Annotated in this window: 14 protein-coding genes; all 14 read left to right on the top strand. The window is 60.7% G+C overall.

Annotation, left to right across the window (positions count from 1 at the left end; genetic code table 11):
* Nucleotides 1–4: 4 nt before the first annotated feature.
* On the top strand, nucleotides 5–1,417 hold the full coding sequence (gene fliD, locus EXW71_RS07245) for a flagellar filament capping protein FliD (RefSeq protein WP_134656896.1): 1,413 nt from the start codon (nucleotides 5–7) through the stop codon (nucleotides 1,415–1,417).
* Between the two features lie 144 nt (nucleotides 1,418–1,561).
* Complete coding sequence (fliS, locus tag EXW71_RS07240; RefSeq protein ID WP_053257313.1) at nucleotides 1,562–1,951, top strand: flagellar export chaperone FliS; 390 nt, start codon at nucleotides 1,562–1,564, stop codon at nucleotides 1,949–1,951.
* 24 nt (nucleotides 1,952–1,975) lie between these two features.
* Complete coding sequence (locus EXW71_RS07235) at nucleotides 1,976–2,272, top strand: flagellar protein FliT (protein WP_123715573.1); 297 nt, start codon at nucleotides 1,976–1,978, stop codon at nucleotides 2,270–2,272.
* A 171-nt stretch (nucleotides 2,273–2,443) separates the two neighbouring features.
* Nucleotides 2,444–3,919 (top strand): sigma-54 dependent transcriptional regulator, encoded by a 1,476-nt coding sequence (locus EXW71_RS07230; protein ID WP_123715574.1) that lies wholly within the window; start codon nucleotides 2,444–2,446, stop codon nucleotides 3,917–3,919.
* Nucleotides 3,920–4,186: 267 nt separating this feature from the next.
* Nucleotides 4,187–5,398, top strand: a complete 1,212-nt coding sequence (locus EXW71_RS07225; RefSeq protein ID WP_134657868.1) for a PAS domain-containing sensor histidine kinase — start codon at nucleotides 4,187–4,189, stop codon at nucleotides 5,396–5,398.
* A gap of 7 nt (nucleotides 5,399–5,405) precedes the next feature.
* Nucleotides 5,406–6,782 (top strand): sigma-54 dependent transcriptional regulator, encoded by a 1,377-nt coding sequence (locus tag EXW71_RS07220; RefSeq protein ID WP_134656895.1) that lies wholly within the window; start codon nucleotides 5,406–5,408, stop codon nucleotides 6,780–6,782.
* Nucleotides 6,783–6,913: 131 nt separating this feature from the next.
* Entirely contained in the window at nucleotides 6,914–7,243 is a 330-nt protein-coding gene (fliE, locus tag EXW71_RS07215; protein WP_123715576.1) for a flagellar hook-basal body complex protein FliE, read from the top strand.
* A gap of 16 nt (nucleotides 7,244–7,259) precedes the next feature.
* Nucleotides 7,260–9,038 carry a flagellar basal-body MS-ring/collar protein FliF gene (fliF, locus tag EXW71_RS07210; RefSeq protein WP_134656894.1) on the top strand — a complete coding sequence of 593 codons (1,779 nt, stop codon included), beginning with the start codon at nucleotides 7,260–7,262 and terminating at the stop codon, nucleotides 9,036–9,038.
* On the top strand, nucleotides 9,031–10,050 hold the full coding sequence (gene fliG, locus EXW71_RS07205) for a flagellar motor switch protein FliG (protein ID WP_123715578.1): 1,020 nt from the start codon (nucleotides 9,031–9,033) through the stop codon (nucleotides 10,048–10,050). Before fliF ends, fliG begins: the two co-directional genes overlap by 8 nt.
* A 10-nt stretch (nucleotides 10,051–10,060) precedes the next feature.
* Nucleotides 10,061–10,825, top strand: coding sequence for a flagellar assembly protein FliH (gene fliH, locus EXW71_RS07200; RefSeq protein WP_134656893.1), 765 nt, complete (start codon nucleotides 10,061–10,063; stop codon nucleotides 10,823–10,825).
* Nucleotides 10,815–12,173 (top strand): flagellar protein export ATPase FliI, encoded by a 1,359-nt coding sequence (gene fliI, locus EXW71_RS07195; RefSeq protein WP_123715580.1) that lies wholly within the window; start codon nucleotides 10,815–10,817, stop codon nucleotides 12,171–12,173. Before fliH ends, fliI begins: the two co-directional genes overlap by 11 nt.
* A gap of 3 nt (nucleotides 12,174–12,176) precedes the next feature.
* Nucleotides 12,177–12,626 (top strand): flagellar export protein FliJ, encoded by a 450-nt coding sequence (gene fliJ, locus EXW71_RS07190; protein ID WP_134656892.1) that lies wholly within the window; start codon nucleotides 12,177–12,179, stop codon nucleotides 12,624–12,626.
* A gap of 84 nt (nucleotides 12,627–12,710) precedes the next feature.
* Entirely contained in the window at nucleotides 12,711–13,016 is a 306-nt protein-coding gene (locus EXW71_RS07185; RefSeq protein ID WP_134656891.1) for an STAS domain-containing protein, read from the top strand.
* On the top strand, nucleotides 13,013–14,731 hold the full coding sequence (locus tag EXW71_RS07180; RefSeq protein WP_134656890.1) for a fused response regulator/phosphatase: 1,719 nt from the start codon (nucleotides 13,013–13,015) through the stop codon (nucleotides 14,729–14,731). The genes EXW71_RS07185 and EXW71_RS07180 overlap by 4 nt, the downstream gene beginning before the upstream one ends.
* Nucleotides 14,732–14,756 lie beyond the last annotated feature (25 nt).

Here is a 14,756-nt window from a genome sequence, read left to right as displayed (position 1 = left end):
AGTCATGGGTGATATATCGGTTAGCGGCCCGGTTACGAACATCGATACCCAAGCTATCGTGACGGCATTGGTGAACGCGGAACAGGCACCCAAGCAGTCGCAGATCAACAAGCAGACGCAAACGTCGACCGCCCAGCTGTCCTCGATCGGCAAGATTCAAGCGGCATTGGATGCGTTCCGCGGCGCTATGGACAACATGGCCAAAGACGCCAGTATCGGCGGTTTGTCGGCAACGACCTCGGATAACAACGTATCGGCCATCACGCTGGGCGCCGGTGCCTCCGCGGGCAGCTACCAGTTGGTGGTCAATCAGTTGGCGACGGCCTCGAAGGTCGCTACCCAGACTTTTGCAGCCGGGGCGAAGGCTGTCGTCAATACCGGCACTACGTCGACCACCTTGGAGATCTCCCAGTCGGGCAAGAGCTATGGTGTGAGCGTTCCGCCAGGTGCGACGTTGCAGCAGGTGCGTGACTCGATCAACGCGCAATACAGCAGTGCTGGCTTGAGTGCCAACATCCTGACTGACGCCACCGGTTCCCGTTTGGTCATGACGTCGACCAATACCGGCGTCGGCACCGACATTACCCTCGGCGGTAACTCCGGCCTGGAAGCCGGAACCTCTGTCGTGACCCCGCCGCAGAACGCGAAGTACACCATTGACGGTACCGCTCAGGAATCCAAGAGCAATACCCTGGGTGACGCGATCAGTGGTGTGAGCATCAAGTTGACGGCAGTGTCGCCTCTGCCTGCCGGTTCTACAGATCCGCTACCCGCTGACTCAACCGTTAAGCGTCTGAGTTCGACCATTACCATCGCGCGAAGCACCGACACCCTCAAGAGTTCGGTCAAGGGCTTTGTCGACACCTATAACGCCCTGATGACAGCGATCAACACGGAGACCGCGGTGACCACCAATGCCGACGGTTCCATCACGTCGGCTGCGCTGACGGGCGACGCCACTCTGCGTACTCTGACCTCGGCCGTTCGTAGCGAACTGAACGCATTGGGTGGCACGGGCTCGTTGAAATCCCTGGCCCAGTTTGGTGTGAACACTGACCAGAAGACCGGCAAGCTGAGCATCGACGATAAGTTGTTCAGCGCGGCAATTGCGACCAATCCCACTGACATTGGCGGTATTTTCAACGGTGACAATGGGTTGTTGGCTCGGATGAAGTCCGCGACCGACAGCTACGCGCTGAGTGGCACCGGGGTTCTCGCTACGCGTACATCGACGCTGTCGGCAAACATCAAGGACCTGCAAAGCCAGCAGGACACCTTGACCGCGCGCATGGCGGCATTGAAGACGAGCCTGACGGCCAAGTACACCACGATGAACAACCTGGTCGCCCAGCTCACCAGCCAGCGCTCCAGCGTCATGACCACGCTTAACGCACTGAATAATCCGAAGACCAGTTGATCCTCACTGAGGTCGCCCGGCAAGGTGATTACCTTGTTCGGGCGTACCCTTCGCCAGACCATCGGCTTAAAGTTTTTTGCGACGCCGTCGACATAATAATCAGAGCCCATTCTTTTTAGCTGTTGCCTGTCACGAGGTAGAAACATGAATCCCATGAGAGCCCTTCGCCAATACCAGAAGGTCAATTCCCATGCCCAGGTCTCCGAGGCCAGCCCGCACCGTTTGGTCCAGATGCTGATGGAAGGCGCGCTGGATCGCATGGCTCAGGCCAAGGGCGCCATGGCTCGTGGTGATATCGCGCAAAAAGGCCTGCTGCTGGGCAAGGCGATCGACATTCTGATCGGTTTGCGTGACGGCCTGAACCCGGAGAAAACCGACGATCCGGCCGCGTTGCAGCAACTTGATAATCTGTACGCCTATATGACTACGCGCCTGCTGGAAGCCAATAGCAAGAGCGATGTCGCCATGATCGATGAAGTAGCCGGCCTGATGATTACGCTCAAGGAAGGCTGGGACGGTATTGCAACACTGTAGGCCTCTGGGCCTGAGGATGATGTCATGAGCCACGCCCTGCAACGGATTGACGAGACCCGCGAAGCTTTGGTCGATGCATTGGCCGAGCGTAACTGGGATGCCATTGGTGAGCTGGATATGGGTTGCCGTGCGGTCATCGATGAGGCGCTCCACAATGCGCCGGTGGACGAGGATGCCTTGCGGGAAAAACTGGAGAGCCTGCTGGCGGTTTATCAGCAGCTGCTTGAGGTGACGACTGGGGAGCGCCAGGCGATTTTCGAAGAGATGTCGCAGATCAATCGAGCGGAAAGTGCATCAAAGGTTTACCATCTGTTCGGCTGATCAGGGGCTCAGTTGGTCCGAACGGCGCGTCATATATTTGACTGTGCCAGCATTTTTGACTTAACTAGTGCTGTTTTCAGATTTCAGACGTCTAGTAGGTAATAAATCTTACAGACGTCTTGATTGCTCTCATTCCGGGGCAGGAAGTTTTACTAGGGAAGTTGCTATTGCATGTGGCGTGAAACCAAAATTCTGCTGATTGATGACGATAGCGTCCGCCGCCGCGATTTAGCGGTGATTTTGAATTTTCTTGGCGAAGAAAATTTGCCCTGCGGCAGCCATGATTGGCAGCAGGCTGTCAGCTCGTTGGCGTCGAGCCGTGAAGTCATTTGTGTGCTGATCGGGACGGTAAACGCTCCTGGCGCTGTTTTGGGCTTGTTAAAGACACTGTCAACCTGGGATGAGTTCCTTCCGGTGTTGCTGATGGGCGATATTTCTTCTGTGGACCTGCCGGAAGACCAGCGCCGTCGTGTGCTTTCCAATCTCGAAATGCCGCCCAGCTACAGCAAATTGCTCGATTCCCTGCACCGTGCCCAGGTCTATCGCGAGATGTACGACCAGGCCCGTGAGCGCGGCCGTCACCGCGAACCCAACCTGTTCCGCAGCCTTGTCGGCACCAGCCGGGCGATCCAGCACGTGCGCCAGATGATGCAGCAAGTGGCTGACACCGACGCCAGCGTGCTGATCCTGGGTGAGTCCGGCACCGGCAAGGAAGTGGTCGCGCGCAACCTGCACTATCACTCCAAGCGCCGCGACGGGCCATTCGTGCCGGTCAACTGCGGGGCGATCCCGGCAGAGCTGCTCGAAAGCGAATTGTTCGGTCACGAGAAGGGCGCGTTCACCGGGGCTATCACCAGCCGTGCCGGGCGTTTCGAACTGGCCAACGGCGGCACCCTGTTCCTCGACGAAATTGGCGACATGCCACTGCCGATGCAGGTCAAGCTGCTGCGCGTATTGCAGGAGCGCACCTTCGAGCGCGTGGGCAGCAACAAGACCCAGAGCGTCGACGTGCGCATCATCGCGGCCACCCACAAGAACCTCGAAAGCATGATCGAGGTGGGCAGCTTCCGCGAAGACCTGTACTACCGCCTCAATGTCTTCCCGATCGAGATGGCCCCGCTGCGTGAGCGCGTGGAGGACATCCCGTTGCTGATGAACGAGCTGATCTCGCGCATGGAGCATGAAAAGCGCGGCTCGATACGCTTCAACTCCGCAGCAATCATGTCCCTGTGCCGCCATGGCTGGCCGGGTAACGTGCGCGAGCTGGCCAACTTGGTAGAGCGCATGGCGATCATGCACCCCTACGGTGTGATCGGCGTGGTCGAGTTGCCGAAAAAATTCCGCTACGTCGACGATGAAGACGAACAGATGGTGGACAGCCTGCGCAGTGACATGGAGGAGCGCGTGGCCATTAATGGCCATACTCCGGACTTCGGTGCCACTGCCATGCTGCCGCCGGAAGGGCTGGACTTGAAAGACTACCTCGGCAACCTGGAACAAGGCCTGATTCAACAGGCTCTGGACGATGCCAACGGCATCGTCGCCCGCGCCGCCGAGCGCCTGCGTATCCGTCGTACCACCCTGGTAGAGAAGATGCGCAAGTACGGCATGAGTCGCAAAGAAGGTGACGAACAGGCGGATGATTGACGCCTGTTTTTCAAACCGCTGATTTGGGGTGTCCGACTTCACCAATACTGTCCCGTTATGACGGCGCCTATTGCCGTCATACTGCGTTGCCGCTCCTCCCCATAGCGAGCTATGAGTCGTCGCGGCGCCTTGTCTGACAGCAACAGTCACTCGTCAAAACGGAACTGTATTGGTGAAGTCGGGCACCGCGGTTTTTTTCGGCACGGGTATTGCTACAGCACTCGCAACGTTCCGTTTAACTGACGGTCAGCCAAGCGAGAGAGCATGATGCCCCACGCCGCCCAACTATCTCCGTCCCCAGATCTTATAGGGGGCGTCCCGTCTGTAGAGCAGCAGAGCCGGCAAGGTCTGGAGCAGGCGTTTTCGCTGTTCAGCCAGATGTCCAGCCAACTGACCGACTCCTACAGCCTGCTGGAGGCCAGGGTTTCCGAGCTTAAAGGCGAGCTGGCCGTGGTCAGTGCCCAGCGCATGGAAGAATTGGCCGAGAAAGAGCGCCTGGCCAACCGTCTGCAAAACCTCCTCGACTTGTTGCCCGGTGGCGTGATCGTCATCGACGACCAGGGGCGTGTGCGCGAAGCCAACCCGGCCGCCTGCGAGATGCTTGGCCTGCCGCTGGAAGGCGAGTTATGGCGAGAAGTGATCACCCGCTGCTTTGCCCCGCGTGAAGACGACGGCCACGAAATTTCCTTGAAAGACGGGCGCCGCCTGTCCATTGCCACTCGGTCCCTTGACGCCGAGCCCGGCCAGTTGGTGCTGCTCAACGACCTGACGGAAACCCGTCACCTGCAAGACCAGCTGGCGCGTCATGAACGCTTGTCGTCGCTGGGCAGAATGGTCGCCTCTCTGGCGCATCAGATCCGCACGCCCTTGTCGGCGGCATTGATCTACGCCAGTCATTTGACTGATGAACAATTGCCTGCCGCCACTCACCAGCGCTTTGCCGGGCGCCTCAAGGAGCGTCTGCACGAGTTGGAGCACCAGGTGCGCGACATGCTGGTGTTTGCCCGTGGCGAATTGCCGATGACCGACCGCGTCACGCCGGCGGAACTGATGCAATCCTTGCAGTCGTCGGCCGCCACCCATATCCAGGACGTCAATGTGCGCTGGCAGTGCGACAGTCACCTCGGCGAATTGCTGTGCAATCGGGACACCCTGGTAGGCGCCTTGCTCAACTTGATTGAAAACGCCATCCAGGCCAGTGGCCCGAATGCGCGGCTCAAGGTGCACTTATACCGTCGCGACCAGAACCTGCGCTTGTGCATCAGCGACAGTGGCAGCGGTATCGATCCTGTGGTGCTGCAACGTATGGGCGAGCCCTTTTTTACCACCAAGACCAACGGTACCGGGCTCGGCCTGACCGTGGTCAAGGCAGTGGCACGTGCCCATCAGGGAGAATTGCAGCTGCGTTCCCGGTTGGGGCGTGGCACCTGTGCATTGATGACCTTGCCGCTGTTTTCCAGCGCGGCAAGCGCGGAGTAAAAGGACTATGGCTATCAAGGTTTTATTGGTGGAAGACGATCGCGCCCTGCGTGAAGCATTGGCTGATACGCTGCTGTTGGCGAGCCATGACTACCGGGCGGTCGGTTCTGCCGAGGAAGCCTTGGAGGCGGTCGAGCAAGAGGCATTCAGCCTGGTGGTCAGCGACGTCAACATGCCGGGCATGGATGGTCACCAGTTGCTCAGCCTGCTGCGCGCACGCCAGCCGCAACTGCCGGTGTTGCTGATGACCGCTCACGGGGCGGTGGAGCGGGCGGTGGACGCCATGCGTCAGGGCGCGGCCGATTACCTGGTCAAGCCCTTCGAGCCCAAAGCTTTGATGGAGCTGGTTGCCCGGCACGCCCTGGGGGTGATGCCTGCCGCCGAAGGCGAAGGCCCGATAGCCTTTGAACCGGCCAGTGCGCAATTGCTCGAACTGGCCGCACGGGTGGCGCGCAGCGATTCCACCGTGTTGATTTCCGGCGAGTCCGGCACCGGTAAAGAGGTGTTGGCGCGTTATATCCACCAACAATCCAGCCGTGCCAAGCAACCCTTTATTGCGATCAACTGCGCGGCCATCCCGGACAACATGCTCGAAGCCACCTTGTTCGGGCATGAAAAGGGCTCGTTCACCGGTGCCATCGCGGCCCAGGCCGGCAAGTTCGAACAGGCCGATGGCGGCACCATCTTGCTCGACGAAATTTCCGAAATGCCCCTTGGCCTGCAAGCCAAGCTGCTGCGGGTCTTGCAGGAGCGTGAAGTGGAACGGGTCGGCGCACGCAAGCCGATTCAACTGGATATCCGCGTGGTCGCCACGACCAACCGCGACCTGGCGGGCGAAGTGGCGGCGGGGCGCTTCCGGGAAGACCTGTTCTATCGGCTCTCGGTCTTCCCGCTGGCCTGGCGCCCGTTACGTGAGCGCCCGGCCGATATCATCCCGCTGGCCGAGCGCCTGCTGAACAACCACGTCAAAAAAATGAAGCATGCCCAGGCGAGGCTGTCGGCTGAAGCTCAGGCTTGCCTGATCGCTTATCCGTGGCCCGGTAACGTGCGGGAGTTGGACAATGCGATCCAGCGTGCGCTGATTTTGCAGCAGGGCGGGGTGATCCAGCCGCAGGACTTCTGCCTGGCCATGGGCAGTGCGGCTGCGCCATTGCCAACCCTGGCGCCCGCGCCAGTGACTGCCGAAGCTGAATCGGCTGGCGCCCTCGGGGATGACCTGCGGCGCCGCGAATTCCAGATGATCATCGACACCCTGCGTGCCGAGCGTGGCCGTCGCAAAGAGGCGGCTGAGCGCCTGGGCATCAGCCCGCGCACCTTGCGCTACAAGCTGGCGCAGATGCGTGACGCCGGGATGGATGTGGAAGCGTATCTCTTCGCTACCTGACAAACGTGTAGGTCGACATGGTTTGTCGCCTTTTCTTACGAGTCGCCACGGATCTGGCACCCTTGTTGCTACCACCTGTAGTAACCGCTGCATAGTGTCAAAAAATTGCGGGTCGTCAGAGAGAGAAGGTCATGAGCCAGGGTATTGAGTTCAATCGGTTGATGTTGGATATGCGCTCCATGCAAATGGATGCCATGGCTCAACCGAAATCCGTCGCGCCAGCGCCGGGATTGGGCCAAAGCAGTTTCGCCGACATGCTCGGTCAGGCCATCAACAAGGTCAGTGATACCCAGCAAGCATCGAACCAGTTGGCCACCGCCTTCGAGATCGGTAAAAGCGGCGTGGACCTCACTGACGTGATGATCGCCTCGCAAAAAGCCAGCGTGTCCTTCCAGGCCTTGACCCAAGTACGTAACAAGCTGGTTCAGGCTTATCAAGACATCATGCAGATGCCGGTTTAAGGACGAGATTTAAGTCATGGCAGAAGCAGTCGTGGACAACGCACCCGCCAAGGCAGACGGCAAGCCGCCGTTGTTTGGCCTGTCGTTCCTGGAAAACCTTTCCGAAATGACCATGTTGCGTCAGGTAGGCCTTATGGTCGGCCTGGCAGCCAGCGTGGCGATTGGTTTTGCCGTGGTGTTGTGGTCGCAGCAACCTGATTACCGCCCGCTGTATGGCAGCCTGGCGGGCATGGATTCCAAGCAGATCATGGAAACCCTTGCCGCCGCCGACATTACCTACACCGTGGAGCCCAACTCCGGGGCCCTGCTGGTCAAGGCCGACGACGTAGCCCGTGCGCGCATGAAGCTGGCCGCCGCCGGTGTGACGCCGTCCGATGCCAACATCGGTTTTGAAATCCTCGACAAGGACCAGGGCCTGGGTACCAGCCAGTTCATGGAAGCCACCCGCTACCGTCGCGGCCTTGAAGGCGAGCTGGCACGTACCATCTCCAGCCTGAATAACGTCAAGGGCGCCCGTGTGCACTTGGCGATTCCAAAAAGTTCGGTATTCGTGCGTGACGAACGCAAACCGAGTGCTTCGGTATTGGTCGAGCTGTTTGCCGGTCGTTCCCTGGAGCCTGGCCAGGTCCTCGCGATCATCAACCTGGTGGCTACCAGCGTTCCTGAATTGAGCAAGTCGCAAATTACGGTGGTGGACCAGAAGGGCAACCTGCTGTCCGACCAGGCCGAAAACTCCGCGTTGACCCAGGCCGGCAAGCAGTTCGATTACAGCCGCCGCATGGAAAGCATGCTCACCCAACGTGTGCACAACATTCTGCAACCGGTGTTGGGTAATGACCGCTACAAGGCTGAAGTGTCCGCCGATGTGGACTTCAGTGCCGTCGAGTCGACGTCCGAGCAGTTCAATCCCGACCAGCCTGCGCTGCGCAGCGAGCAGTCCACCAGCGAACAACGCACCGCCAGCAATGGCCCGCAAGGTGTGCCGGGCGCCCTGAGCAACCAGCCTCCAGCCCCGGCGTCGGCGCCGCAAACCACCGGTGGCGCTGCCGCGACTGCCGGCGCGATTCAACCTGGCCAGCCGCTGTTGGATGCCAATGGTCAGCAGATCATGGACCCGGCCACCGGCCAGCCGATGCTCGCCCCGTACCCGGCGGACAAGCGTAACCAGTCCACCAAGAATTTCGAACTCGACCGTTCCATCAGCCACACCAAGCAGCAACAGGGCAAAATCAATCGTCTCTCGGTGTCGGTAGTGGTCGATGACCAGGTCAAGGTCAACCCGGCTGACGGTGCGGTAACCCGCGCCCCGTGGAGCGCCGACGAATTGGCACGCTTCACCCGCCTGGTGCAGGACGCCGTCGGTTTCGACGCCAGCCGTGGTGACAGTGTGAGCGTGATCAACATGCCGTTCTCCGCTGAGCGTGGCGAAGTGATCGCCGACCCGGCGTTCTATACTCAGCCGTGGTTCTGGGACATCGTCAAGCAAGTGCTGGGCGTGTTGTTCATCCTGGTGCTGGTGTTTGGCGTGCTGCGTCCGGTGCTCAACAACATCACCGGCCACGGCAAGAAACAACTGGCGGCCTTCGGTGGCAGCGACGTCGAGTTGGGTGGCATGGGCGGCCTGGATGGCGAACTGGCCAACGACCGCGTCAGCCTGGGCGGCCCGCAAAGCATCCTGTTGCCGAGCCCGAGCGAAGGTTATGACGCTCAGTTGAACGCAATCAAAAGTCTGGTGGCAGAAGACCCGGGCCGTGTGGCCCAGGTCGTGAAAGAGTGGATCAACGCAGATGAGTGATAATCGAGCCGCTGTTGCCAAGCTCTCCCGGGTCGACAAAGCCGCCGTATTGCTGCTGTCCCTGGGTGAAACCGACGCTGCCCAAGTGCTGCGCCACATGGGCCCCAAAGAGGTTCAACGCGTCGGCGTGGCCATGGCGCAGATGCGTAACGTGCACCGCGAGCAAGTCGAGCAGGTGATGAGTGAGTTCGTCGAGATCGTCGGCGACCAGACCAGCCTGGGCGTCGGCTCCGACAGTTACATCCGCAAAATGCTCACCTCGGCCCTGGGCGAAGACAAGGCCAACGGCCTGATCGACCGCATCCTGCTCGGTGGCAACACCAGCGGCCTCGACAGCCTCAAATGGATGGAGCCGCGCGCGGTCGCCGACGTGATCCGCTACGAGCACCCGCAGATCCAGGCGATCGTCGTTGCCTACCTGGACCCCGACCAGGCCGGTGAAGTGCTCGGTCACTTCGACCATAAAGTGCGCCTGGACATCATCCTGCGCGTGTCGTCGCTGAACACCGTGCAGCCGGCAGCACTGAAAGAACTCAACACGATTCTGGAAAAGCAGTTCTCGGGCAACTCCAATGCCTCGCGGACCACCCTGGGCGGTATCAAGCGCGCGGCGGACATCATGAACTTCCTCGACAGCTCGATGGAAGGCCAACTGATGGACTCGATCCGCGAGATCGACGACACCCTGTCCGGCCAGATCGAAGACCTCATGTTCGTGTTCAACAACCTCTCCGATGTCGACGACCGTGGCATCCAGGCGTTGCTGCGCGAAGTGTCCTCGGACGTATTGGTGCTGGCGCTCAAGGGCTCCGACGAAAACGTCAAAGAGAAGATCTTCAAGAACATGTCCAAGCGTGCGTCCGAACTGTTGCGCGACGACCTGGAGGCCAAAGGCCCGGTGCGTGTGAGCGACGTCGAAACCGCCCAGAAGGAAATCCTCACCATTGCCCGCCGTATGGCCGAAGCCGGAGAAATCGTTCTCGGCGGGAAGGGCGGCGAAGAAATGATCTAAGGCGCGTCCCATGTCGAACAAAGATGAGACGCCCAGCGATCTGATTCGCGCGCGGGATGTCGGTGCGTTCGATATCTGGTCATTGCCCAGTTTCGATCCGCATGTACCGGAGCCTGAACCCGCGCCGGTCGAAGAACCCCCTGCGGAAATGGAAGAGGTGCCGCTGGAGGACGTCCAGCCACTGACGCTCGAAGAGTTGGAAGCCATCCGCCAGGAGGCCTACAACGAAGGCTTCGCCGCTGGGGAAAAGGACGGTTTCCGCAGTACCACCCTCAAAGTGCGCCAGGAAGCCGAGGCGGCGCTGAGCGTCAAGCTCGCCAGCCTGGAGCGCTTGATGGGCAGCCTGTTCGACCCCATCGCCGAACAGGATTCCCAGCTTGAAAAAGCCATGGTCGGCCTGGTGGAGCACATCGCCCGCCAAGTGATCCAGCGCGAATTGGTGCTCGACTCCAGCCATATCGAAAGTGTGATGCGCGAAGCCCTCAAACTGCTGCCGTTGGGCGTCGGTAATGTACGGCTGTACATCAACCCGCAGGATTTCGAGCAGGTCAAAGCCCTGCGCGAGCGCCATGAAGAAACCTGGCGCATCGTCGAAGACGCGGCGTTGCAGCCTGGCGGTTGCCGGGTCGAAACCGAACACAGCCGTATCGATGCGACGGTGGAAACCCGTATCACCCAGATCATGGCCAAGCTCTTCGACCAACTTCATGAGCAGGCCCTGAATCCGGCCGAACCTGACCTGAGCGTTGACCTGGACGCCCCCGATGCGCCTTGATCGCACCAGCTTCGCCAAGCGCCTGGGCAGCTACGCCCAGGCCACTGAGTTGCCCGGCCAGCCGATCCTCGAAGGGCGCCTGCTGCGCATGGTTGGCCTGACCCTCGAAGCCGAAGGCCTGCGCGCCGCCATGGGCAGCCGCTGCATGGTGATCAACGACGACAGCTATCACCCGGTGCAAGTCGAAGCTGAGGTTATGGGCTTTTCGGGTAACAAGATTTTCCTGATGCCCGTCGGCAGCCTGGCGGGGATCGCCCCCGGCGCTCGCGTGGTGCCGCTCGCCGACACCGGCCGCTTGCCCATGGGCATGAGCATGCTCGGTCGTGTGCTGGACGGCGCCGGCCGCGCCCTGGACGGCAAGGGCGGCATGAAGGCCGAAGATTGGGTACCGATGGACGGCCCCACCATCAACCCGCTCAAGCGTAACCCCATCAGCACGCCGCTGGACGTAGGCATTCGCAGCATCAACGGTTTATTGACGGTCGGCCGCGGTCAGCGCCTGGGCCTGTTCGCCGGTACCGGTGTAGGTAAGTCGGTACTGCTGGGCATGATGACGCGCTTTACCGAGGCCGACATTATCGTGGTCGGGTTGATCGGCGAACGGGGCCGCGAGGTGAAGGAATTCATTGAGCACAGCCTGGGCGAGGAAGGTCTCAAGCGCTCTGTGGTGGTGGCGTCTCCAGCGGATGACGCGCCCTTGATGCGTTTGCGCGCCGCGATGTATTGCACACGTATCGCCGAGTATTTTCGCGACAAGGGCAAGAATGTCCTGTTGCTGATGGATTCGCTCACGCGTTTCGCCCAGGCCCAGCGGGAAATCGCCCTGGCCATCGGCGAACCACCTGCCACCAAAGGTTATCCGCCATCGGTGTTCGCCAAGCTGCCCAAGCTGGTGGAGCGTGCCGGTAACGCAGAGGCCGGGGGTGGCTCGATCACTGCGTTCTATACCGTGTTGTCCGAAGGCGATGACCAGCAGGACCCGATTGCCGACTCGGCGCGGGGTGTACTCGACGGCCACATCGTCTTGTCACGGCGCCTGGCGGAGGAGGGGCACTACCCTGCCATCGATATCGAAGCGTCGATCAGCCGGGTGATGCCGGCGGTGGTCACGCCGGAGCACATGGCGCGAGCGCAGCATTTCAAGCAGTTGTGGTCACGCTATCAGCAGAGTCGCGACCTGATCAGCGTCGGTGCCTACGTGGCCGGCGGCGATCGTGAGACCGACCTGGCGATCGCCCTGCAGCCGCAACTGGTGACGTACCTGCGTCAGGGGCTCAACGACAAAATCAGCATGGGCGAAAGCGAAGCGCACCTTGCCTCGATCTTCGCCCCGGCGCCAGGCGGCTAAGCCATGGCCAGCACCCGCTCCTCGCGCCTGGCCCCGGTGGTGGACATGGCCGAAAAGGCCGAAAAGACCGCTGCCCAGCGGCTGGGCTATTTTCAAGGCCAGGTCCGCCTGGCGGAAAGCAAGCTGGGCGACCTGGAGCGTTTTCGCGGCGAGTACCAGCAACAGTGGATCGAGCGCGGCAGCCAGGGCGTTTCCGGCCAGTGGTTGATGGGCTATCAGGGCTTTCTCAACCAGTTGGAGACGGCGGTCGCCCAGCAGCGCCAAAGCCTGGCCTGGCACCAGAACAACCTCGATAAGGCCCGCGAAAGCTGGCAGCAGGCGTTTGCCCGGGTCGAGGGGCTGCGCAAACTGGTACAGCGCTATATCGACGAAGCGCGGGCAATTGAGGACAAACGCGAGCAAAAGCTGCTGGATGAGCTGTCACAACGTCTGCCCCGTCAGTCGCAGTATTAGGTGTGGGGCTGTTCCCACATTTGCCGAGATCGGGTTCGCCTGCTAAACCTTGTTACACATGGCCAATGACAAGGAAGCAGTCGTATGTCGGTGACATCAGAAGTATCCCTGGATGGGAAAAAGTTGACGATCGCAATCAAGGGCCGGTTCGATTTCGGCAGCCACCAGCATTTCCGTGAGGCTTACGAGCGTTTCTACAAGGTCCCTGACGCCTACACCGTCGATCTGAGAGAAGCCACCTACCTGGACAGCTCGGCCTTGGGCATGCTGCTGTTGTTGCGTGACCACGCAGGCGGTGACGACTCGCAGGTCACGCTGATCAACTGCAGTCCCGACGTGCGCAAGATCCTCGCCATCTCTAACTTCGATAAGCTGTTCGACATCAATTGAGAGTACTGGCCCCGATGTCCGAGCCGCTGACTGTCCTGATCGCCGAGGACAGCGATACCGACCGGCTGCTGCTGGCGACTATCTTGCGGCGCCAGGGGCATCACGTGCTCACCGCAGCCAACGGCGAGGAAGCCGTTGAGGTGTTTGCGCGTGAGCGACCTCAACTGGTGTTGATGGACGCGATGATGCCGGTGATGGACGGTTTCCTGGCCGCGCGGTGGATCAAGCAATTGGCGGGGGAGGCGCTGGTCCCCGTGATCTTTCTTACGTCCCTCAGCGAAAGCGCCGACCTGGCCGAGTGCCTGGATGCCGGTGGGGATGATTTTCTGCCCAAACCCTACAACCCACTGATCCTGGCCGCCAAGATCAATGCCATGGACCGTTTGCGGCGTCTGCAGGCCACGGTCCTTCAGCAGCGCGATCAGATCGCCCGGCATCATGAATACCTGCTGCAAGAGCAGCGTGCGGCCAAGGCGGTGTTCGACAAGGTCGCCCATTCGGGCTGCATCAATGCCGCACCGAACATTCGCTATCTGCAATCACCCTATGCGCTGTTCAATGGCGACCTGTTACTGGCGGCGTATACGCCGTCTGGAGACATGCACGTGCTGCTCGGCGATTTCACCGGCCATGGCCTGCCCGCCGCGATTGGTGCCATGCCCCTGGCTGACGTGTTTTACGGGATGACCGCCAAGGGTTATGACCTGGCGCAGACCCTGCGTGAGATGAATGCCAGGCTCAAGCGCATCCTGCCGGTGGACATGTTCTGCTGCGCCACCCTGTTGTGCCTGAGCCCCCAGCGACGTGTGGTAGAGGTATGGAATGGCGGCATGCCGGAGGGTTATGTGCATGAGGTCGCTACGGGCAAGCGCACGCCGTTGAAGTCACGGCATCTGCCGTTGGGTGTGCTGTCGATGGAGGCGTTTGATGACAGCATCGACGTTTTGCCCATGGCCCTTGGCGATCGGGTATTTCTGCTCTCCGACGGTGTGCTGGAGACCGCTGACGCCAACGACCAGTTGTTCGGCGCCGAGCGCTTGCAGCAGGTGTTCGCCGCCAACTGCGAGCCCGACCGCCTGTTCGAAGAGATCGAGCAGGCTCTGGCGGCCTTTCGTGGTGAAGCACGGGATGACGTCAGCATGGTGGAAATCACCTTGCAGCCCGGCCAGCCGCTGCGTGTGTCCGAGCCTGCGTACACCGACGGCAGCCAGGCGTGCCCTCTGGATTGGTCGGTGAGCTTCGAATATCGCGCCCAGACGCTCAAGTGCTACAACCCGTTGCCCTATCTGCTGCAATTGTTGCTGGAGATCCAGGGGCTGCGCGAGCAGAGCGGGGCGCTCTACAGCGTGATGGCCGAACTGTATTCCAATGCATTGGAGCACGGTGTGCTGGGCCTGGACTCGCAGCTCAAGCGCAATGCCCAGGGCTTTGCCGACTACTACCGACAGCGCAATGAGCGGCTGGCGCAACTGGACAGCGGTTATGTGCGGGTGCATATGCAGGTGGTGCCGACCACCCAGGGCGGCAAGTTGATCTTGCGCGTCGAAGACAGTGGTCCAGGTTTCGATGTGGATCAGGTACTGGCGCGGCCGCCGGATATCGACCGTCTGTCTGGACGAGGCTTGAGCCTGGTGCGCCAGTTGAGCAGCGATGTACGCTGGACGGACGGCGGGCGCAGTGTCTGCGTGGAGTTTTGCTGGACGGCTCTGGCATAATCCGCTGATTCTTGATCAAGGAGCG

The sequence above is a fragment of the Pseudomonas sp. BCA17 genome, assembly GCF_004519405.1.
In the GTDB taxonomy this organism is placed as follows: Bacteria; Pseudomonadota; Gammaproteobacteria; order Pseudomonadales; family Pseudomonadaceae; genus Aquipseudomonas.
Note: the sequence above shows the minus strand (reverse complement) of the source record. Positions and strands in the feature narration are given on the sequence as shown.